Origin of the sequence: Actinomyces sp. ICM58, assembly GCF_000283035.1 — a bacterium.
GTDB lineage: Bacteria > Actinomycetota > Actinomycetes > Actinomycetales > Actinomycetaceae > Pauljensenia.
Genome location: NZ_ALIY01000215.1, coordinates 1 through 20,375, shown reverse-complemented (window position 1 = coordinate 20,375; position 20,375 = coordinate 1). Strand labels below are relative to the sequence as shown.

Sequence of the window (20,375 nt, the reverse complement as noted above, 5' to 3'; positions counted from 1 at the left end):
CGGGTCGCGGCAGCGGCGGCGTCCGTGCGCGCGCAGCTGCGTGAGTTCGCGCAGGATCGAGACGTGTTCGAGGCCTTGGCGGAGTTGGGCGATGACCCGGCGGTGCGGGACACGGTCGCCCTGATCGAGGAGGACCGGCTGGGCCAGGAGGTGCCGGTCGTGGACCTGTGGGCCGAGCGCGTGCCGGCCACCTCTGTCTCTTCGCTGCTGCAGGATGCGGGGGAGTTCGCGCGTGATATGCGTCGGCCGATGCCCGTCAAGCCCAGTTCTTTCTCTGCGCTGGGCACGGTCTTCCACGCGTGGGCCGAGCGTGAGCTGCACGTGGCGGGCGCGGATCCCGCGGCCGAGGCCCAGGACCCCTCTGCGGTCGCGCCCGGTGAGGATGCCGCGCTGTCGGGCGGTGGCGACGCGGTAGAGGAGGCGCTGCTGACCGCGAAGGAGCGCGAGCTGCTCGAGAGACTACGTGAGAACTTCCGCGCGTTCGTCGCGGGGGAGCTGGCCGGCTATCGGGCGGTGGCGATCGAAGAGGCGTTCTCCGTAGAGGTGGGAGGCGTGTCCGTGCAGGGCCGCATCGACGCCGTCTTTGAGCGCGTGAACGGGGATGGGCCGCGATTCCTGGTTGTGGATTGGAAGAGTGGTCAGCCGGTCACGCGCACGACCAAACCGGAGAAGCTGGCTTATTTCGCGACGCAGCTGCGCCTGTATCGGCGGGCCTGGGCAGAGCGCGTGGGCGTGGATGCCGCCGAGGTTGGCGCGATGGTCGCCTTCCTGGCGGGTCCGTCGCACTACACGCTTGAGAGCCTGGAGGCCATGCTCGGGTCGGGCACCGCCTCCCTGGACGAGGCGCTGCGCGATGTTTTGGATTTTTAAAATCCGTGTTTAATCAAAGTGGATGGGTGACAGGCTGACAAGAGTTTGACGAAAACGGTTGAAAAGCCTGTCACCCGCGTCCTCAAAAGCCTTCACAGGATAATCAGGCTTAATCGCCGTATGTGATGAATGCAAAAATCTCGCTTGTGTGGCCTGCTCAGAGGCTGGTAGCATTGTCCTGTCAATTTCAATGATGAGTGACGGCACGTTACGGACCGTTTCCCGGTCAGCGCTACAGAGAGGCGGCGCGCGGGTCACTGGAGCCGTGTGCCCTAACAGGAAGGAGCGCACGATGCGCCCCACTATCTCCAGGTTCCTTGCGCTCGGGGCCACGGCCTCGGCGTTCGCGCTGCTCGCAGGTGCTTGCGGCTCGGGCGGTACTGCGAGCGGCGGATCCGGTGGCGACCAGGTCCACCAGATGTACACGTGGGTCTCGACGGAGAACGACCGCGCGCAGTGGCAGTCCTTTGTCGACGCGGCTAAGGAAGCCGACCCGAACTTCACCCTCACCTTCGATGGCCCGTCCTTCAATGACTACTGGACGAAGGTCAAGACCCGCATGGTCGCAGCCGACGCGCCCTGCATCCTCACCACGCAGGCCGCACGCGCGCAGGAGCTGTCTGGCCTCCTCGAGCCGCTCGACTCCTACATGGAGAAAGCCGGCATCAAGGCCTCCGACTATAACGCTGCGATGATGCAGGGCATGACGGTCGACGGGCATGTCCTGGCGCTGCCCTACGACGCCGAGCCCGACGTCTTGTACTACAACCGCGAGCTCTTCGAGAAGGCCGGCCTCGCCGCGCCGACGACCTCGTACACGACCGCGCAGTTCCTCTCCGACGCGAAGACGCTCACCGGTGACGGACAGTACGGCGTGGCCGTCAAGCCGCTGCTCCTGGGCAACGCGCCCGGCGACTTTGGTATCTCCTTCGGCGGCCAGGTCTCCCAGGATGGTAAGAACACCCTGACGGATCCGAAGTTCGTGGAGGGCGTGCAGTTCGCTTTCGACCTGGTGCACAAGGAACAGGTCGCAGTCGCCCCGAACGCCGCCGATAACGACGGTCCCGCCCAGACCGCCTTCACCTCGGGAACCGCCGCGATGATCATCGACGGCCCGTGGATGTACGGCTCCTTCGAGAAGGAGCTCGGCGATAAGCTCGGCGTTGCCGTCATTCCGACCCCGTCGGGTCAGCCTCGCGCGGTCATCCAGGGGTCGGGCTTCGGCATCTCGAAGTCCTGCCCCGACAAGCAGGCCGCCTTCGACGTTCTCAAGCAGCTGGTCACCCCCGAGGTCATTGGCTCGGTGGCGGACAAGCAGGGAACCGTCCCTTCGATCGAGTCCGCGATGGACAAGTGGGCCGCGAACAAGCCCGCTGACAGCGCCGAGGCGGTGAAGGTTCTCCTCGAGAACGGCACCCCGCTCGTGACGACCACGACGTGGAACCAGATCAACACGTCCTTCCAGCAGTACTCGCCCGAGGGCTTCCGCGGCACCAAGACCGCGCAGGATATCCTCTCCGATCTGCAGAACTCCGCCGGCTGAGCCCGGCTCCCCATTGACGAGGCCGGGGTGACCTGCTCGGGTTCCCCGGCCTCGCTGGGCGGGTCCCTTGGCGTTAGCGCTAACGATGATGGTTGGCGCTGCGCGGTGGGCCCACCACGGACCCTGTGATGGAAAGGTGACACTGCTGATGAGCACTGACACTGTGACACCCGGCCGCGAGGCGCCAGCGGGCGCAGCGGATACGGGTGAAGCGAAGGCCTCGAAGCGCGCGAAGAAGGCGCGCGACGCGGGTAAGCGCGGCGACGGCGTGCGCGCCCTCGTCTACCTGGCTCCGGGCATGACCGGCTTCCTGCTGTTCATCGTCCTGCCTCTGATCGCGTCCCTCGTGATCTCTTTCTTCGACTGGTCGCTCTTCGGGGGTGGCCGTTTCGTCGGAATCGACAACTACAAGCGCATGCTCAGCGGAGCGGACCCCGCGTTCTGGACGGTCATGCGTAACACCGTCGTGTTTGCGGCCTGCTACACGGCGCTCAACCTCGTGATCTCGATCGGCCTGAGCTACTGGCTCCAGCGCGTTCCGGAGTGGCTCAGTCGGATCCTGCGCGTCATTTTCTTCATCCCAGTGGTCACCCCGATGGTCGGTAACGCGCTGATCTGGCGCCTCCTGCTCTCCGACCACGGCGTCGTGAACTCCGCGCTGGGTGTCTTCGGGATCGAGCACATCCCGTTCCTGAATAAGCCCGCTCTGGCGATGGGGTCGCTGCTGGTGATGAGCCTGTGGCAGGGCCTGGGTTACAACATCGTGGTCCTGACGGCCGGGCTCAACGGCCTGAACACCTCGGTGCTCGAGGCCGCCACGATCGACGGCTGTAACGGCGTGCAGCGTTTCTTTAAGGTCGTCTTCCCGATGATTTCCCCGACGGTGTTCTTCTGTACGGTCATGACGATCATCGGTGCGTTCAAGGTCTTCGCGCAGCCCTATTTCCTGACGCTGGGCGGCCCGGGAGAGTCGACCAACACGATCGTGTTGTCCCTGTACCGCAACGGTTTCTCATTCGACAAGCTCGGGTACGCCTCGTCGATGGCGTGGGTTCTCTTCGTGATTGTCATGACGGTGACGGCCCTGCAGTTCGCGGGCCAGAAGAAGTGGGTGAACTACGATGCGTAGCAAAAAACGACTGTCGACTGCTGTCTCGGTTGTCCTGCTGGGGATTGTTGGGGTCGCGTTCCTGTTCCCCTTCGCGTGGATGGTCGCGACCTCCCTGAAGCCCACGACCGAGGTTTTTACCTTCAGTCCGACGGGCAGCGAGGTGGCGTGGGAGAACTATCCTTCCGCGCTGCGCTCGATTCCCTTCGGTCGGGTCGTGCTCAACTCGTTCATTGTGTCGTTGTCCGGCGCGGCCCTCGTGGTCGTCGTGTCGGTTCTGTCGGCATACGCGTTCGCGCGGCTGCGCTTTAAGGGGCGCGATCACCTGTTCATGCTGTTCCTGGGCACGCTCGTCCTGCCCCAGGAGGTCCTCGTGATTCCGCTGTACATCGGCATGCAGCGCATGGGCCTCGTGAACTCGTATTTCGCGCTCATCGTGCCCTTCGCGTTCGGAGCGTTCGGGGCGTTCCTGATCCGGCAGTTCCTGCTGTCCTTGCCCCTCGAGTTCGAGGAGGCGGCGCGCATCGACGGCTGCAGCGACTGGCAGATCCTCACGAAGATCCTCCTGCCCCTCCTGAAGGCTCCGATCACGGTGGTCGGCGTGTTCGCTTTCATCGACTACTGGTCCTCGTTCCTGTGGCCCCTCATCGTGGTCAACGATTCGACGCTGGCGACGATCCCGCTGGGCCTGCAGATGTTCTCGGGTGAGCGCGGCACCGACTGGGGCCCGCTCATGGCGGCGGTCACGATGACGACCATCCCGTCGATTCTGCTGGTCGTGTTCCTGCAGAAGCAGCTGGAAAAGGGCGTCACCCTGGGCGCCTTCGGGGGACGGTGATGAGCGTGGAACATCGTGAAACACTCGACGAGTCCGCCCGCTGGGGGGCGTTGGCTCGCCCAACGCCGCAGTGGTTCCAAGACGCGCCGCTGGGAATCTTTGTCCACTGGGGGCCGTACTCGGTGCCCGCGTGGGCGGAGGATCACGGGGAGCTCGGCGTCGAGGACGACTGGGAGGCATGGTTTACCCATAATTCATACGCGGAGTGGTACTTCAACACGATCCGTATCCCGGGTTCTCCGGCGGCGCGCCGCCACAAGGACCTGTATGGGGCTGCCCCCTACGACGCGTTCTTGGACGCGTGGGACCCGGATGCGTGGGACCCATCTGAGTGGATGCGTCTCTTCCACCGTGCGGGCGCCTGCTACGCGGTGCTGACGACGAAGCACCACGACGGCGTGACGCTGTGGGACGCCCCGGAGACGGGCACGCGCAACACGGTTCGCCGGGGTCCGCGCATCGACCTCGTGGCGGGCTTCGCGGATGCCGCGCGGGCGCAGGGACTGCGCGTTGGCCTGTACTACTCCGGGGGCCTGGACTGGCACTACCGGCCCGCACGGCCCATCCTGTCCGAGGATGACTGCAAGGACCGGTGCCGACCGAAGGACGCGGATTACGCGCGCTACTGCTTTGTGCACGTGCGCGACCTGATCGACCGCTACGCCCCCGACGTCGTGTGGAACGACATTGATTGGCCAGACGAGGGGAAGAACTTCGGCCCCTACGGTCTGGGCACGCTCTTCGAGTACTTCTACGCGGCTCGCCCCGAGGGGGTCACGAATGACCGTTACGGCGGCGTTCACGCGGACTACCTGACCAGCGAGTATCAGCACATGGGGGATTCGGAGACCAGCGGGACGCCCTGGGAGAATTGCCGAGGTGTGGGCCTGTCTTTCGGGTACAACCGCGCCGAGGGGGACCATCAGTACTTGAGCGGTGCGGGTGCCGTCCGTCACCTGGTGGACGTCGTTTCGCGCGGCGGGCGCCTCCTGCTCAACGTGGGCCCGAAGGCTGACGGGACGATTCCTCGCGAGCAGCGCGAGTGCCTCGAGGGTCTGGGGGAGTGGAACGACCTATATGGGCCGGAGCTTGTGGGCGTGCGTCCGGTGTCCTCCGAAGCTGCGGGCGCTACACGCGCCCTGTCGGCTTCGGGCTCGGACGAGGCCTGGGTGCGCCTGCTGGGGCATGGCGACCATGTGGCCGTGGTGGCGGATGCGTCGGATTTGCAGGTGTTGGGTCTGCCGAGCGGATTCGACTACTCGCGTTCCACGATTCTCACGCCGGGCGCGGCGTGCTCGTGGGACGGCCAGGGCCTGCATCTGCAGGCCGGGGAGAACCCGCCCAGGGATGCTCGCGGAGAAACTCTGCCAGTGGTCGTCACCGCACCACGGGCGTGAGCTAACGCAGGGGTGGCGCGAGCGAGGGCACGCGCCGCCCCTGTTGTCGTCCGGGACAGAAGCGGTTGGCTGGCCAGCTCACAGGCGAGTGGTCTCGGTGGCTAGAGGTACTTGGGAAAGGTCTTCTTGATCGCGAGCATGGTGTCGATCATCCAGTCAAAGTGCTCGCTCCATCGGTCCCTGTCGTCGAATGATACGTTCTTATGGACGACGATGCGGCTCGCTTTGCGGTTCGGGAGCTCCCGCCAATCAAAGCTCAGGCCAGCCTCGGCTTCAATCGTCTCCCTCATGGCGTAGAGCGAGCGGAACAGATCCTTATCCTGATCGATGTACAGCTGGACACTCAGCTCGCTTCGCTTGTGGACCTGTGATGCTTCGATATGACACTGAGGCGAGCCGATGGCGAAACTCATCCAATACTCCTTTGAGGGCTTGCGACGGCGGAAGCTGTGCGAAAAGCGTGTGTCCTGAAAGGCATAGTCCTGGAATGCAGCCCAGTAGTCGTAGCGAAGCTGCTGGCCCTCATCCGGTGACGTCGCCTTCTTGACTTCCTTGGTCCAATCGTTGGGTCGTTCGACAACCTCGAATTTCACGGCCGGATCGGAGGAACCGATGCGAAACAGCTTGATTTCGCACAGGAAGAAGCCGATGTTCTCATCGGTGTGGTTGTTGAGCCATTCGACCGCGGCGCGATGCTCCTCTCGCGCGCGTTTAACGAGCCAGACGATCACATCCGCTGACTTCCCGGACGCGTAGGTGATCAGCTTTCCGAGGTGGTCGTGATCGGTGTCTTCCAGCTGGTTCTCGATGATGATTGTTCTGTCCGTGCTGGTCTCCGACGCGAAGATATCGACGTTGAAATCGCCGACGCAGGACTCTATCTCGTCAACCGTCATGTCAATCTCGATGGCGTCAGAGAGGAGGGCCATGTTCTCGTCCCGCGCGAGCCACGGGGTGAAATCGAGTGCCTCGTGGGGCCATACCGTTCGCAAGTCGCGTATCTCTTCGAGCCTGCTCAGAGTGACCATCGTGTGATTCCTTGTCGTGTTATACCTGCGAACCCGTTGCGCGGCCGCTGTGGTTGTTCATGGGAAGGGCGCGGCGGATTCGCGCCCCGGAGAGATCAGAGGGAGGTGAGGCGGTCGTCCTTGATGACGTCCGCCCAGGTGGCGTCCGCTTGCTCGGACTCGCGGGAGGTCGCCTCAATGGCCTCGGACATGCGGGTGCACCACTCCTGCATGATCTCGCGACGGTCATTGCAATCCTCCGCCAGCTCCTTGTACGCGCCACGCACGACGGAAAAGCCCCACGCGGCTCCTTTCGGCGGCACGATAACCCTTTCCAAGTCGGAACGCAGCTCCTCATGCCTGGCGATCAACGCCCTCATTTCGTCCGTGTCGCACGCGAAACCCTTGCTCATGAGTGACTCCCATCGTCGATCGTGTCGGGGAAGAACAGGCCGTTGGCTCCAGCGTATCGGCGCGCCGTCTCGATGAGGCGCGGATCGGGTTCGAAGAGAATGACCGGCCGTGGGAACATGTCGCCGTCGAGGGGTGCTTCCATGTCGACCAGGGTAAAACTCCCGACGTTGCTGAGCGACGCGGACTCCCCCTGGGCCAGTTCTGCGCGCATCCCGGGAGGGGGAGTCCCTGCGCCGGGCCTCCACGTGACCGCGAGCGTGACGCGGGGAATCCCGTCTGTGATCTCCGAGCGAAGAACGCTCATGGCCGGCTCGCCAAATCCGTCGATCAGGCCGCAACGAACGGCGTGACCGGGGATGATCCACCGGCGGTCCTGGTGAGTCATGTTCTGCCTATCGTGTCGGGGTGGAAGTGCTGGGGGAGCGGCGACACTCTCAGGTGAGAAGAGCGCCCTGCGCGTGGTGCCGCGTTATTTGACGGCACCGAGGGTGACGTCTCCGTAATACTTGTTGAAATTCTCCCAGGAGATGGTGAATTCCCCGGTGGGGGTCGCGCTTCCCGTCTCCGAGACCGTGTTGGTACCGTGCGGATTGACGAGCGTGAGGCCCGACGAATCGGCGTGTGTGACCACGTAGTCGTGTCCTCGGTAGATGTCGATGCGCGTCTCCTGCCCGTTGGGCAGTGTCACATCCACGGGGGCGGTTCGGTTCTCGAATGCGTCGCTGCAGTCCGTGTTGGCGATGGTGGGCTGCCCGCTGTTGGCGGCCTCGATGATCGTCTGTTGTTCGCCGGCGTCGTAGCCGCTTCCAAAGCCGAAGATGCCGTCCCTGTCAACCGTGGATGTTCCTTGACCGGTGACGCGAGGGAGAGCCTCACGGGGGTAACCGGCCGTTATCCCGCTTTCAAAGAAGGTTGACCTGTTGACTCCGCCCGGGTGGAGCTGGGAAAACGCCTTTTCGTACAGGGAGATGACGCCCGCAGACCCGCTGGAACGCGCTCCGTTGGCGTAAGTGTCTCGCACCAGGACTTCCGTGGAGGAACCGGAGGAGAAGAAGCCGGGCTTGTCGTAGACCGTGACGATGTAGCCGTCGATCGTTCCGTCTTGGTTGTAGTGCGGTCGAATGCCGTCGGCGAGGAGGGCCTGTCCCTCGGGGGAGTTCATGACGGCCATCAGCGATGCCAGGTAGTAGCAGTCGCCGATGCTTCCCTGAGCGATTGCGCGCAGGTCGAAGCTGCCCTCGCGCAGGGCCTTGAGTTCGGCGTTGATCCTGTCAATGTCGCGCTCGCTCAGGCGCTCCGTGCGGGAGGGGTCGAAGAAGCCACCCGCGAACTTTGACTTCTTCGCGACGGGTTCGATCGACAGAGCCTGTTGCAGGCTGAGGGCGAGGTCCTCGGCCTCTTGCTTGAGCCTGTTGTAGCGCTCCCTGTACTCGCCCTGGAGGGTGCGCGCTTCGGCGACGAGGGAAAAGTACGCGTCGAGGCGCTGGCCTGCGGGAGTGCGTGTGAATGCCTCGTCGAGCTCTTGCGCGGTGGGACGCAGGGTGTTCTCCACGTAGTTATGCATGGCGCGCACGCTCCACGAGTAGGACTCGACGTCGTTGGCCGCACAGGCCATGCCTTCGTTGAAATGGATCATGCGGCTGCGCGCTCGCTGCTGTGATTCCAGGTAATCGAGGTGAGCGTGGCCCTTCCATGTCGAGATGGACGAAGGGATGCGCGACACCGCCTGCTCGATGTTTTCAGCTTGCGTGGCGCTCTCGTGCAGGGTCTGCGCGACCAATGCGATGGAATCTGCGTTGCCGGGGGCCCCAGGGATCATGGATGAAAACCAAGTCATGGCGCGTCCTTTCTCGCCAACCGTGGTGTCCTCGTGACCGACAATAGCCGCAGAAGTGATGCGCGTCAAACACTTTGTGGTGCGGGACGCGTGCGAGAGGCGCGTCCGTGCCGCGGCGCGGGCCGAGGCCGGGGCTGAGGGGTTCCCCAACGGCGCTGCGCAAGCGTCACGAGGACGAGGGCCAGCAGGATCGCTCCGATGGTGCGGCGCATCTGCGCCTGTGTGCTCATCGCCAGTAGGAGAGCGCCCAGCCCGACGCTCGTCAGCACCGACGGGATGAGTCGTCGCAGGACCGCCGTGTTTGCGTCTCGGCGGTATGCCCACAGCGCGATGGCGTCGCCAATGAGAAGGAGGGCCAGTATGACGCCGGTCAATTCCTTCGCGGACAGGTCGCGCACCCCGGGAGCGGGCGAGTAGGCCCTGCGCCCCGGGCAGCTTCGAGAGAGGAAAGGGTGCGGAGGCAACGTCGTTGTTGCCTCCGCACCCCCATGGCACGCGCGCTGGTGAGGTTCGCGGCACTAGCTCACTGGCCCAGCAGCGTGCCCAACACGTAGTCGCGCGCGATGTGCGCGTACTCAAGCGGGGGAGCGATCTTCGGGTCCTGCTCGGCCTCAACCAGGATCCAGCCCTTGTAGCCGTGCTCGACCAGGAAGCGGTAGGGCTCGGTAAAGTCGATCGTGCCGTCGCCGGGAACCGTGAACATGCCGGCCAGGAAGGAGTCGAGGAATGAACGCTTCGCCGCGCGCGACTCCTCCATCTTGGCGGGACGCACGTCCTTGAAGTGGACGTGCTTGATACGGTCGATCGCGCCGCGCAGCAGGCCCATCACGTCGCCGTCGCCCACGTAGGCGTGGCCCGTGTCGAAGAGCAGGGAGACCTTGTCCGGGTCGGTCAGCTCCAGGAGGCGCAGGGTCTCGTCCTTGGTCTGAATGACGGTGCCCAGGTGGTGGTGGTATACCAGGTCGAGGCCGTACTCGTGGGCGATCTCGCCGAGCTTATTTAGGCCCTCGGCCAGGACCGGCCACTCCTCGTCCTTCAGGACGGGCTTGTTCTCGAAGATGCAGATGTCGCGGATGCCCTGCACGGAGCCTGTCTGCTCGGAGACGACGACGCGGGTGGCGCCCAGGAACTGCAGGTATTCGCAGGTGGCGCGGAAGTCCGGGATGACGGCCTCGACGCCGTCGCGGACAATGAAGCTGGAGAACCACTGGGCGACGATTCTCAGGCCCGCGGCGTCAGCTTTTTCCTTCGTCTCTTCCTTCGAGGGGTACCAGCCGGCGACCTCGGTGCCTGCGAAACCGGCCTCCGCCAGGTCATCGAACATGACGTCGATGGTGTTCCATTCGCCGACCTCGGGAATGTCGTCGTTACGCCACGCAATCGGGTGCATGCCCCACGTGATGCCGTTCGGGTCATTGATCGCGGTTGCGGGATCGTAGACGTGAGTCATTGCAGCTCTCCTGTGAGTCGCGGTTGTAAACATCGGCGAGAAACGCCGGTGCCACCATTCTACTCAATCCTGTTTGATTGTCCAGACAAAGAATCTCGCTTGGGAGATTTCCTAGCCCCCGGTTTGAGACGGGAACGCATGCGCATGCGCCCACCTGTGAAACCCGCCCGACATGTGGGATTGGCATCGCCATCAGGTTGGCGCAGTGCTTCGAAAGTGACCATCAACGCGTGAAAATCCCGGTGGGACGCGAGGCGTCCCACCGGGATGAATCAGGCTCATCTCAGGCCAGCGACACGGGCTTGCCGGTTTGCGCCGACTCCGTGGCGGCCTCGGCCAGGCGCAGAGCCTCGATTGCGTCATCGATGGACGGGGAGGGCGTCGTGCCCGCAACAACTGCGTTGATGAATGCGGTCAGCTCGATGCGGTAGGCGTCCGCGTAGCGCTGCAGGAAGAAGTCCAGGTACGGCTCGGCCGCATCCGTGACCTCGGCGTTGGACAGGCGCACGGTCGTGGCGCGGATATTGTCCGCGTTGAGCGTGCCCGTCGAGCCCTGGGCCTCCAGTCGCTGGTCGTAGCCGGCCGAGCACTTGCGGTTGTTGACGATGGTCGCGACGACGCCAGCGGCGTTCTTTAGGGTGACCACGGCGGCGTCGAAGTCGCCGGCTTCCCTGATCTCCTCGTTGAAGTTCTGGCCGAAGGCGTGCACCTCGACGATGTCGCCCAGGAAGAAACGGGCCATATCGAAGTCGTGGATGGTCATGTCGCGGAAGATGCCGCCGGAGACCTTCACGTACTCAGCCGGGGGAGCGGAGGGGTCGCGCGAGATGATGAGCAGGTTCTCCAGCTCGCCGATCGTTCCCTCTTCAAGCTGGGCGTGAACCGCGGCGAAGGAGGGGTCGAAGCGGCGGTTGAAGCCGAACATGACGGGTACGGACACGGCGCCCAGCTCATCGTGAGCAGCCTCAACGTCCTTCATGTCCAGAGCGATCGGCTTCTCGCACAGCACGGCCTTACCGGCCTTGGCGGCGGCGAGCAGGTGGGGGATGTGCAGCGGCGTGGGTGAGCCGATGACGACGGCGTCGACGCCTTCGTCGGTGAAGACGGAATCAACGTCGGTCGTGTGGCGGGCGCCGTAGGCCTCGGCCAGCTTGCGCGCGGCGTTGCCGAAAGGATCGGCGACGAGGGCGAGGGTTGCGCCCGGGTGGGCTGCGATGGTCTTGGCGTGGACGTGGCCGATGCGGCCGGCGCCGATGACGGCAATGTTGAGCATCGTTGCTTCTTTCTAGGTGAGGGGGTGCTGAAGAGCAGAAAAACCGTGACCGGTGGCCCCGCGCCGTTGCGGGGCCACCGAGTGGATCACGGAGCGGGCATAATGACGTCGCGCACCAGGGTGTCGAGGTCAGCGTCCGCCTGCAGGAAGCCACGCAGGGTCTTGACGGTGGCACCGAAGGTGTCGAACTCCTCCGGGGTCATGCCGTCGGGCTCGTAGGCGCGGACGAACTCGGGGATCGAGAGCAGTGTCTTCATGATGTCCTCGCGCACCGGGATGTCCATGCGCTCTTCCATCGTGTAGTCCGAGTCGTTGATGAGCTTGGCCCACGTGAACGGCGGGGAGACGACGACGTCGCCGCCGACGAACTCGGACCAGTGCATGACGTTGCGGAACGCAGCGGAGAGCATGCGGGCGCGCAGGCCGCGCTTGCGGAACTCCTGGTAGGCGCGCTTGAAGGCGGCAACGCCACACCACTCGAGGTGACCCGGATCCAGGAACATCTTGTCGCGCGCGGCGACCTCCTTGATCCAGTCGTCGAGGCGGCCCACCATGAGGGTGACGACCGGGCCCATCTGGGAGGTATCCTTGCCCTCGGCCTCGCGGCGCTTGAGGCCGCGCTCGATGGCCTCGCCCGTGGTGACGGCCTGTGCGACGGAGAAGGAGACCGTCACGTTGACGGAGACGCCGCGGTAGGTGGCCTCTTCGATGGCCTCGAGGCCCACCGAGGTGGCCGGGATCTTCACGATGATGTTCTTAGCGAGGTTGTGGAACTCCTCGGCCTGGTCGGCCAGAGCCTTGGCGGAGCGGGCCAGGCGCGGATCCGTCTGCATGGACAGGCGGCCGTTGCGGCCGTTCTCGGCCTCGAAAATGGGCTCGAGGAGCTTGGCGGCCTCCAGGGAGAGCTCGCGCACGACCTGCCAACCGATCTCGGACTCGGTCGCATCGGGCATTTCCTTGGCGAGCTCCGCAATGCGGGGCAGCCACACGTCGCGGCGCTGGTTGATGCAGGTGTAGGCGATGGTCGGGTTGCAGGTCGCGCCGACGCCGCCGAAGGAGATGGATTGGGCCAGCTCGCTGGGATCCGAGGAATCGTTCCATAGGGCGGTGGGGGTGTTGCGAGCGGCATCCAGGAGGGGGCCGGGGGTGTACTCGATGGACATGGCGGGGAGCACTCCTTTGTGATTGCTTGCGGCTATTCTCCGTCGCCCACAAGTCTACGGCGTGCGCGCCATCCTGTCAACCGTTTGTTAGGACAAATTAGCAATTCATTATCACTGCGCGAAAAGACTGGCCTCGAAGGAGTAGCGCGACGCGCGGTAGATGTGGTCGCCGTACTCGACGACGCGCCCGGAGGGGTCGTATGTCGTGCGCTGCGTCGTCAGCAGGGCGGCGCCCCGGTGCTCGGATAGGAGCTTGGCCTCCTTGGCGGTGGCGGTGCGCGCCCCGATGACCTGGCGCGCCGAGGCCAGGGTGACTCCGCGCTCTCGCATCATGTCGTAGAGGGAGTTGGATTCGAGCTCCTGCATGGTCGGCGAGATGTCCGCGGGAATGAGATTCGTGAGGACGGCGATCGGCTCGCTGTTTGTAAAACGCGTCCGTTCGATGTGGACGACGAGCGTGCCCTCGGCGACCTTGAGGACGTCGGCCTCGGTCTCGGTGGCGGGGCGTGCCTCGTAGCGCTGGATCGTCGTGTGGACCTGGTGCCCGGCCTCGACGAGGTCCTTCATGAGGGAGGTGAGCTCCACGGGGCGGTGCACCTGGCGCGGGGAGACGATGGTGCCGACGCCGCGGCGTCGCGTGAGGAGGCCGCGATCGACGAGGCGCTGCAAAGCCTGGCGGGCGGTGGGGCGTGAGACGTGCAGGCGGGCGGCCATTGACAGCTCATCCTCAAGGCGCGTGTCCGCGGGCAGTGCGCCCGAGTTGATCAGCTCGGCGATCGGCTCGGAGATCTGGAAGTATAGGGGTACGGGGGAGGAGCGATCCAGGGTGATGTCCGGGACGTAGGGCTCGCTGGGGGAAGCCTTGGAGGAGTGGGACATGGTCGACCTTCGTAGGGTGGGACTTTGACCTTGTGAAAATATACAGTTACATGGTAGCAGTCTTTGTGGGCGGGCGGTGACAACGACGCGCACGCCCTATTGTATGGACAAAGTTTGACGATTGTGTGTCGATGGTGCATCCTAGGTGGGTCCGGTGCGAGAGCCACCCCAACGGAGAGGAAGGACCTAGCATGTCCCTGGATCGACGCTATGTCGACATTCTGACAATGGGGCGCTCCGGCGTCGACATCTTCCCGCTCCAAGTCGGGGAGCATCTCGAAGACGTCAAAACCTTCGGAAAGTTCCTCGGCGGCAGCCCCACCAACGTCGCCGTCGCCGTCGCCCGACTCGGGCACCGCGCCGGCGTCATCACCGGAGTCGGGGACGACCCCTTCGGTCGGTTCGTCACCCGCGAGCTCGAACGCCTCGGCGTCTCCTCCGACCACGTCGTCACCGTCCGAGACTTCCATACCCCCGTCACCTTCGCCGAACTCTTCCCGCCCGATTCCTTCCCTCTTTACTTCTACCGCGAACCCAGCGCACCCGACCTCGAGCTGCGCGAGAACCAGGTCGACTGGGACGCCGTCGAGAGGGCCGGAATCTTCTGGTTCACGGTCACTGGCCTCTCACGCGATTCATCCTTCGGCCTGCACCTGCGCGCCCTCGACCACCGGGACCGAGGCGCGGGCACCACGATCCTCGACCTGGACTACCGTTCGAACCTGTGGAGCGGCATGGCCCAGGCGCGCTCGCGCGTTGGCGCCGTCCTCTCGCGCGTCGACGTCGCGGTCGGCAATCGCGAGGAATGCGAGATGGCCGTCGGCGTCTCCGACCCCGAGGGAGCCGCCGATGCGCTCCTCGAACGCGGAGTCGGCCTCGCGATCGTCAAGCAGGGGCCCAAGGGCACTCTCGCCAAGACCGCGGACGAGCGCGTGTGGGTCGAGGCTCAGGAGGTCACTGTCCTCAATGGACTCGGCGCCGGCGACGCCTTCGGCGGCGCACTCATCCACGGCCTCGTCGAAGGATGGGATCTGGAAAGAACCATCCGCTACGCCTCGGCTGCCGGAGCCTACGTGTGTTCACACATCGAATGCTCCACCGCGATGCCCACCCAAAAACAGCTGAGTACCTTCGTGGAAACGGGGGTCCTCCCCTGACCGCCCGACCCACGCCCCAGCCTCGTACCGATCACACCCCCGCGGCGCCGAAGCCGCCAACCCAGGAGACACAGATGACTCTTCCCGACATGTACGTTCCCGCCGGCTCCTCCGGCTACGGCAATTTCACCGTCGACATCGACCCCCAGCGCGCCGGCTGGGCCTTCTCCGGCCTGCGCGTCCTCATCCTCGAGGCCGGCGCCCCCCAGGTCGTCGACACCGGCGATGCCGAGCTCCTCGTCCTACCCCTCGCGGGAGGCGCGACCGTCGAGGTCGACGGCCACACCTACGAGCTCGAGGGCCGCCGCGGCGTCTTCTCCGGCGTCACCGACTACCTGTACGTCGGACGCGGCAAGAGCCTGACCATCACCTCCGCCGGCGGCGGCCGCTTCGCCTTCCCCTCCGCGATCGCCACCCGCGACATCCCCACCGCCTACTACCCCAAGAGCCAGGTCCGCGTCGACCTGCGCGGCGCCGGCGACTGCTCGCGCCAGGTCAACAACTACTCCCTGGCCGTCGAAGGCGTCACCACCTCCCACCTGCTGGCCTGCGAGGTCATCACCCCCGGCGGCAACTGGTCCTCCTACCCGGCCCACAAGCACGAGCAGGACTCCGAGGACGAGCGCGAGCTCGAAGAAATCTACTACTTCGAGATCGAAGACGGCCCCGAGGGCTCCAAGGGATTTGGCCTGCACCGCACCTACGGCAGCCCCGGCCGCCCCATCGACCTGTGCTGCGAGGTCCACGACGGGGACGTCGCCCTGGTTCCCCACGGCTACCACGGCCCCTGCGTCGCTGCCCCCGGCTACGACATGTACTACCTCAACGTCATGGCAGGCCCGAACGAGGACCTCGTGTGGCTCGCCCCCGACGATCCGGCCCACCACTGGATCCGCGCGACCTGGGAACACCAGGAAGTGGACCCCCGTCTCCCCATGAACAAGTAAGACAGCTCCCGAAAGGACCACCCATGAGCAAAGAAGCCTACAGGGGAACCGTGCGCCTGACGGTCGCACAGGCAATCATTCGCTTCCTGTCCAACCAGTACACCGAGCGCGACGGCATCGAGCGCCGCCTCATCGCGGGCGCATTCGGCATCTTCGGTCACGGCAACGTCGCCGGCATCGGCCAGGCCCTACTGCAAAACGAGATCGCGCCGGCCGAGGGCGAGAACCCGATGCCCTACATCATGCCCCGCAACGAGCAGGGCGCCGTCCATGCGGCCGCGGCCTTCGCCAAGACGACGAACCGCCTGCAGACCTGGATGACCACCGCGTCGATCGGCCCCGGCTCCCTCAACATGGTGACCGGCGCGGCGACCGCGACGACCAACCGCCTGCCCGTCCTCATCTTCCCCTCCGACCAGTTCGCGACCCGCATCCCCGACCCGGTCCTTCAGCAGCTCGAGGATCCGACCTCGCTGGACGTCACCGTCAACGACGCGTTCCGCCCCGTCTCGCGCTTCTTCGACCGCATCAACCGTCCCGAGCAGCTGATCCCCTCGCTGCTGAGCGGCATGCGCGTCCTGACCGACCCGGCCGAGACCGGCGCCGTCACGATCGCCCTACCCCAGGACGTCCAGGCTGAGGCCTACGACTGGCCGATCGAGTTTTTTGCCAAGCGCGTGTGGCACGTGCGCCGTCCCCCGGCCGAGCGCGCGGCCATTGAGCGCGCGGTCGCCAAGATTTGCGCCGCCAAGCGTCCCCTCATCATCGCCGGTGGCGGCACCATCTACTCCGAGGCCAGCGAAGAGCTGCGCGCGTTCGCTGCTGCGACCGGTATCCCGGTGGCGGACACGCAGGCCGGTAAGGGCGCCATCAACTGCGACCATCCCTGCTCCGTGGGCGGCGTCGGTTCGACCGGCGGCGACTCGGGCAACCACCTGGCCGACAAGGCCGACCTGATCATCGGCGTGGGCACGCGCTACTCCGACTTCACGACGGCCTCGAAGACGCAGTTCAAGAACCCCGACGTCTCCTTCGTCAACATCAACATCACGCCCTTCGACGCCGCCAAGCAGAGTGCCGAGATGGTCGTGGCCGACGCCCGCGAGGCGCTCGTTGCCCTGACCGAGGAGCTGGCCGACTACCGCGTCGACGAGGCCTACACCGCCGAGATCGCCGCCGAGCGCGAGGCATGGGCCGCCAAGGTCGAGCAGTGCTACCACGTGGGCAACGCCCCGCTGCCCGCCCAGACCGAGGTCTTCGGCGCGCTCAACGAGCTCATGGGCGACGAGGACGTGGTCATCAACGCCGCCGGCTCGATGCCCGGCGACCTGCAGGCCCTGTGGCAGGCAAAGACCCCCGTCCAGTACCACGTCGAGTACGCCTTCTCGTGCATGGGCTACGAGGTCCCGGCCGCCATGGGCGTCAAGCTGGCCCGCCCGCAGTCCGAGGTCGTCTCGATCGTCGGCGACGGCACCTACCAGATGCTCCCCATGGAGCTGGCCACGGTCGCCCAGGAAGGCATCAAGGTCATCTACGTCCTGCTGCAAAACTACGGCTTCGCGTCCATCGGCGCCCTGTCCGAGTCCCGCGGCTCCCAGCGCTTCGGCACGAAGTACCGCCAGCGCGGCACGGGTTCGCACCTGGAGGATACCGAGCGCATCGCCGGCGTCGACATCGCGGCGAACGCCCGCTCCTGGGGCATCGACGTGATCGAGGCCCACACGATCGAGGAGTTCAAGGAGGCCTACAAGGTGGCCGCCGCCTCGGACCGCGCAACCATGATCCACATCGAGACTGACCTGATGGGCCCCAACCCGCCCGGATCCTCCTGGTGGGACGTGGCCGTCTCGCAGGTCTCCGAGCTGGAGTCCACGCAGCGCGCCTACGAGGACTACCAGCGCGACCGCAAGCCGCAGCGTCACTACCTGTGACGCGTCGGCGCGCTGGCGTGGGCGGCCCCGGATGTGTTCCGGGGTCGCCCCCTTTTTTGTCGAGGGGGACGAGGCGGGGGCGGGGAGTGCGCGATGGGGCAGGCCCGGCCACGGCCTCGTTCGGGGAGCGCGAGGCTCGTGTCCGATAGACGGGACAATTGTGTCCTGGTATGTGCTGGTATTGCGGATATCGAGGCATTCGTCGCAGAAACATGCTACTGTTTGTCCTAACAAAGTTGTTCCACCATTCATGGATGAATGGGAAGAAAGGTAAAACCAATGACAATCAACCTGTGGGTCAACGGCGAAGAGTACGTCGCTCACTCGGACAAGACCGTCGGCGTCGAAAACCCCGCCACCGGCAAGGTCGTCGACCAGCTCGCCCTCGCCGACAAGCACTGCCTCGACCGCGTCGTCGAGATCGCCCGCGAGGCACAGAAGGAATGGGGCCGAACCGCCCTGGCCAAGCGCGTCGACATCATGTTCAAGTTCCGCCAACTCGTCATCGAGCACCAGGACGAAATCGCCGACGCCATCGTGCGCGAGGGCGGCAAGACCCACGGCGACGCCCTCGGAGAGATCGCCCGCGGCCGCGAGACCATCGACTTCGCCTGCGGTATCAACGCCGCCCTCAAGGGCGAGTTCACCGACCAGGCCTCCACCGGCGTCGACGTGCATACCCTGCGCCAGCCCGTCGGCGTCGTCGCCGGCATCTGTCCCTTCAACTTCCCGGCCATGGTCCCCATGTGGATGCACCCCGTCGCCCTGGCCACCGGCAATGCCTTCATCCTCAAGGTCGCCTCGGTCGTCCCCAGCGCCTCGCTGATCATCGCCCGCCTCTACAAGGAAGCCGGCTTGCCCGACGGCCTGTTCAACGTCATCGCCGGTAACCGCGACCTCGTCTCCGACATCCTCACCCACCCCGGCATCGACGCCATCTCCTTCGTCGGCTCCACCCCGGTCGCCCACATCGTCCAGGACGCCGGCGTCGCGCACGGCAAGCGCGTCCAGGCCCTGGGCGGCGCGAACAACCATGCGATCATCATGCCCGACGCGGACATCGAGTTCGCCGCGCAGCACATCAGCGCCGGCGCCTTTGGTGCGGCCGGCCAGCGCTGCATGGCCCTGCCCGTCATCGTCGCCGTCGGCGGTGTCGAGGAGAAGCTGGTTCCCGCGATCAAGGCACGCGCCGAGAAGATTGTCGTCGGCCCCGGCACCGACCCAGCCTCCGAGATGGGCCCGGTCATCACCCGTTCCTCGCAGGAGCGCATCACCAAGTGGATCGATGAGGCCGAGGCTGCGGGTGCCACCATCGTCCTCGACGGTCGCGGCTACCGCCCCGAGGGCGAAGAATACGCTGACGGCTTCTGGCTGGCCCCCACGATCATCGATGGCGTGGACCGCGGCCTGAGTGTCTACTGCGAAGAGGTTTTCGGCCCGGTCCTGGTTGTCGTGCATGCCGACACCTACGAAGAGGCCATCGAGATCGTCAACTCCTCCGAGTTCGGCAACGGCTCCGCGATCTTCACCTCTGACGGTGACACCGCCCGCCACTTCGTCGTCGACGTCGAGGCCGGCATGGTCGGCGTCAATGTGCCGATCCCCGTTCCGGTCGCCTACTACTCCTTCGGCGGATGGAAGGAGTCGCTCCTCGGTGACACCCACATCCACGGTCCCGAGGGCGTGCGCTTCTATACGAAGGCCAAGGTTGTCACGACTCGCTGGCCCAAGCGCGGCGAGAAGGTTGGCTACGTCGGCATGAACTTCCCGACGAACGCCTGACACTAACGACGCTCTCGTGAAAGGCGGGGTAGGTCTGTCGATCCGCCCCGCCTTTCGTCTCATTATGTCTGGACATGTCTCGTGCATTAGTGAATGAACGTGTGGATAGCCTGCGCGAGTGGACGGACGGGAAACCTTGTCGACGACGTTGATACACCGACGTCGTCGCCGGCGCGTTCTTCGGCGGTCGCCTCTCCGACCGCTACGGGCGTCGCCAAACGGGGGGAATTGCAGCATTAGAGGTGCGACACGCCGGCGACACGCCGATAGCGGGCTTCTAATGGTGCAAACCCCCCATTGCGCCTGGGGGTGAAGGTGGCTGCGGTGCGCGGCGCGAGGCCAGCGGGGGTGAAGGTGGCTGCGGTGCGCGGGGGCGGCGGCAGGGCCTGCTGTTTGGGCGCGACGCCCCGTCATGTCCGGACAAGACACGGGGGGAATTGCAGCATTAGAGGTGCGACACGCCGGCGACACGCCGATAGCGGGCTTCTAATGGTGCAAAACCGGCTCTTCGCATTGTGGGGTGTGGGGGTGGTGGTCGAAGCGTGCCGGGGGTCGTGGACAGTGTCGTGGGACGACGATCGAACACAGGAGTTCACCTTGGGCGCCTCATCAACCAAAACTCGCATGCAATTCGGGTACCCGAACTTTCTGCAGCGCCCGAAAACGTTGCAATTCCAACGGTGCGATTTCAACGTTTGAAATACGTGTGGGGGAATTGCATGCGACATTTCTGAGGAACCACAACATGAGACGCCACAAAGGCACCACGAAGTGCCCCA

The 20,375-nt window shown here is 65.1% G+C and carries 18 protein-coding genes; 9 read left to right on the top strand and 9 right to left on the bottom strand.

All coding sequences use genetic code 11. The features are described from left to right. From HMPREF1138_RS09605 to HMPREF1138_RS09585, 5 genes are all read left to right on the top strand, one after another. The coding region (locus HMPREF1138_RS09605; RefSeq protein ID WP_081496015.1) for a PD-(D/E)XK nuclease family protein at positions 1–870 on the top strand (870 nt) is incomplete at its 5' end. A gap of 292 nt (positions 871–1,162) precedes the next feature. Next, positions 1,163–2,413, top strand: a complete 1,251-nt coding sequence (locus tag HMPREF1138_RS09600) for an ABC transporter substrate-binding protein (RefSeq protein ID WP_009059217.1) — start codon at positions 1,163–1,165, stop codon at positions 2,411–2,413. A 148-nt stretch (positions 2,414–2,561) separates the two neighbouring features. Beyond that, entirely contained in the window at positions 2,562–3,542 is a 981-nt protein-coding gene (locus HMPREF1138_RS09595; protein WP_039937833.1) for a carbohydrate ABC transporter permease, read from the top strand. Beyond that, positions 3,535–4,359 carry a carbohydrate ABC transporter permease gene (locus HMPREF1138_RS09590; protein ID WP_009059224.1) on the top strand — a complete coding sequence of 275 codons (825 nt, stop codon included), beginning with the start codon at positions 3,535–3,537 and terminating at the stop codon, positions 4,357–4,359. Before HMPREF1138_RS09595 ends, HMPREF1138_RS09590 begins: the two co-directional genes overlap by 8 nt. Beyond that, on the top strand, positions 4,359–5,756 hold the full coding sequence (locus HMPREF1138_RS09585) for an alpha-L-fucosidase (RefSeq protein ID WP_009059214.1): 1,398 nt from the start codon (positions 4,359–4,361) through the stop codon (positions 5,754–5,756). Before HMPREF1138_RS09590 ends, HMPREF1138_RS09585 begins: the two co-directional genes overlap by 1 nt. Positions 5,757–5,857: 101 nt before the next feature. Here HMPREF1138_RS09585 and HMPREF1138_RS09580 read toward each other — a convergent pair whose 3' ends face one another. The 9 genes from HMPREF1138_RS09580 to HMPREF1138_RS09540 all read right to left on the bottom strand — a co-directional run bounded on the left by HMPREF1138_RS09580 (position 5,858) and on the right by HMPREF1138_RS09540 (position 13,779). Then, the gene (locus HMPREF1138_RS09580) at positions 5,858–6,784 is read right to left on the bottom strand and encodes a DUF4268 domain-containing protein (protein WP_009059216.1); all 927 of its coding nucleotides are present in this window, start codon (positions 6,782–6,784) and stop codon (positions 5,858–5,860) included. Positions 6,785–6,879: 95 nt separating this feature from the next. After that, positions 6,880–7,176 carry a hypothetical protein gene (locus tag HMPREF1138_RS09575; protein WP_009059222.1) on the bottom strand — a complete coding sequence of 99 codons (297 nt, stop codon included), beginning with the start codon at positions 7,174–7,176 and terminating at the stop codon, positions 6,880–6,882. Next, positions 7,173–7,562 (bottom strand): hypothetical protein, encoded by a 390-nt coding sequence (locus tag HMPREF1138_RS09570; RefSeq protein WP_009059206.1) that lies wholly within the window; start codon positions 7,560–7,562, stop codon positions 7,173–7,175. The genes HMPREF1138_RS09575 and HMPREF1138_RS09570 overlap by 4 nt, the downstream gene beginning before the upstream one ends. A gap of 84 nt (positions 7,563–7,646) precedes the next feature. Next, positions 7,647–9,014: a hypothetical protein gene (locus HMPREF1138_RS09565; RefSeq protein ID WP_009059231.1), complete on the bottom strand. Its 1,368-nt coding sequence runs from the start codon at positions 9,012–9,014 to the stop codon at positions 7,647–7,649. Positions 9,015–9,079: 65 nt separating this feature from the next. Then, a complete protein-coding gene (locus HMPREF1138_RS09560) occupies positions 9,080–9,412 on the bottom strand; it encodes a TSUP family transporter (protein WP_009059220.1) in 333 nt (110 codons plus the stop codon). Between the two features lie 125 nt (positions 9,413–9,537). Continuing rightward, a complete protein-coding gene (iolE, locus tag HMPREF1138_RS09555; RefSeq protein ID WP_009059209.1) occupies positions 9,538–10,464 on the bottom strand; it encodes a myo-inosose-2 dehydratase in 927 nt (308 codons plus the stop codon). 283 nt (positions 10,465–10,747) lie between these two features. After that, entirely contained in the window at positions 10,748–11,737 is a 990-nt protein-coding gene (iolG, locus tag HMPREF1138_RS09550; RefSeq protein WP_009059226.1) for an inositol 2-dehydrogenase, read from the bottom strand. An 86-nt stretch (positions 11,738–11,823) separates the two neighbouring features. Then, positions 11,824–12,900, bottom strand: coding sequence for a transaldolase family protein (locus HMPREF1138_RS09545; RefSeq protein WP_009059215.1), 1,077 nt, complete (start codon positions 12,898–12,900; stop codon positions 11,824–11,826). A 111-nt stretch (positions 12,901–13,011) separates the two neighbouring features. After that, complete coding sequence (locus tag HMPREF1138_RS09540) at positions 13,012–13,779, bottom strand: GntR family transcriptional regulator (protein WP_009059229.1); 768 nt, start codon at positions 13,777–13,779, stop codon at positions 13,012–13,014. Positions 13,780–13,970: 191 nt separating this feature from the next. Between HMPREF1138_RS09540 and iolC the strand changes: the two genes are divergently transcribed. From iolC to HMPREF1138_RS09520, 4 genes are all read left to right on the top strand, one after another. Further along, entirely contained in the window at positions 13,971–14,936 is a 966-nt protein-coding gene (gene iolC, locus HMPREF1138_RS09535; protein WP_009059233.1) for a 5-dehydro-2-deoxygluconokinase, read from the top strand. Between the two features lie 74 nt (positions 14,937–15,010). Beyond that, entirely contained in the window at positions 15,011–15,883 is an 873-nt protein-coding gene (gene iolB, locus HMPREF1138_RS09530) for a 5-deoxy-glucuronate isomerase (RefSeq protein WP_009059218.1), read from the top strand. Positions 15,884–15,906: 23 nt separating this feature from the next. After that, positions 15,907–17,814 carry a 3D-(3,5/4)-trihydroxycyclohexane-1,2-dione acylhydrolase (decyclizing) gene (gene iolD / locus HMPREF1138_RS09525; protein ID WP_009059211.1) on the top strand — a complete coding sequence of 636 codons (1,908 nt, stop codon included), beginning with the start codon at positions 15,907–15,909 and terminating at the stop codon, positions 17,812–17,814. 279 nt (positions 17,815–18,093) lie between these two features. Continuing rightward, positions 18,094–19,596 (top strand): CoA-acylating methylmalonate-semialdehyde dehydrogenase, encoded by a 1,503-nt coding sequence (locus HMPREF1138_RS09520; protein WP_009059213.1) that lies wholly within the window; start codon positions 18,094–18,096, stop codon positions 19,594–19,596. Positions 19,597–20,375: the final 779 nt, after the last annotated feature.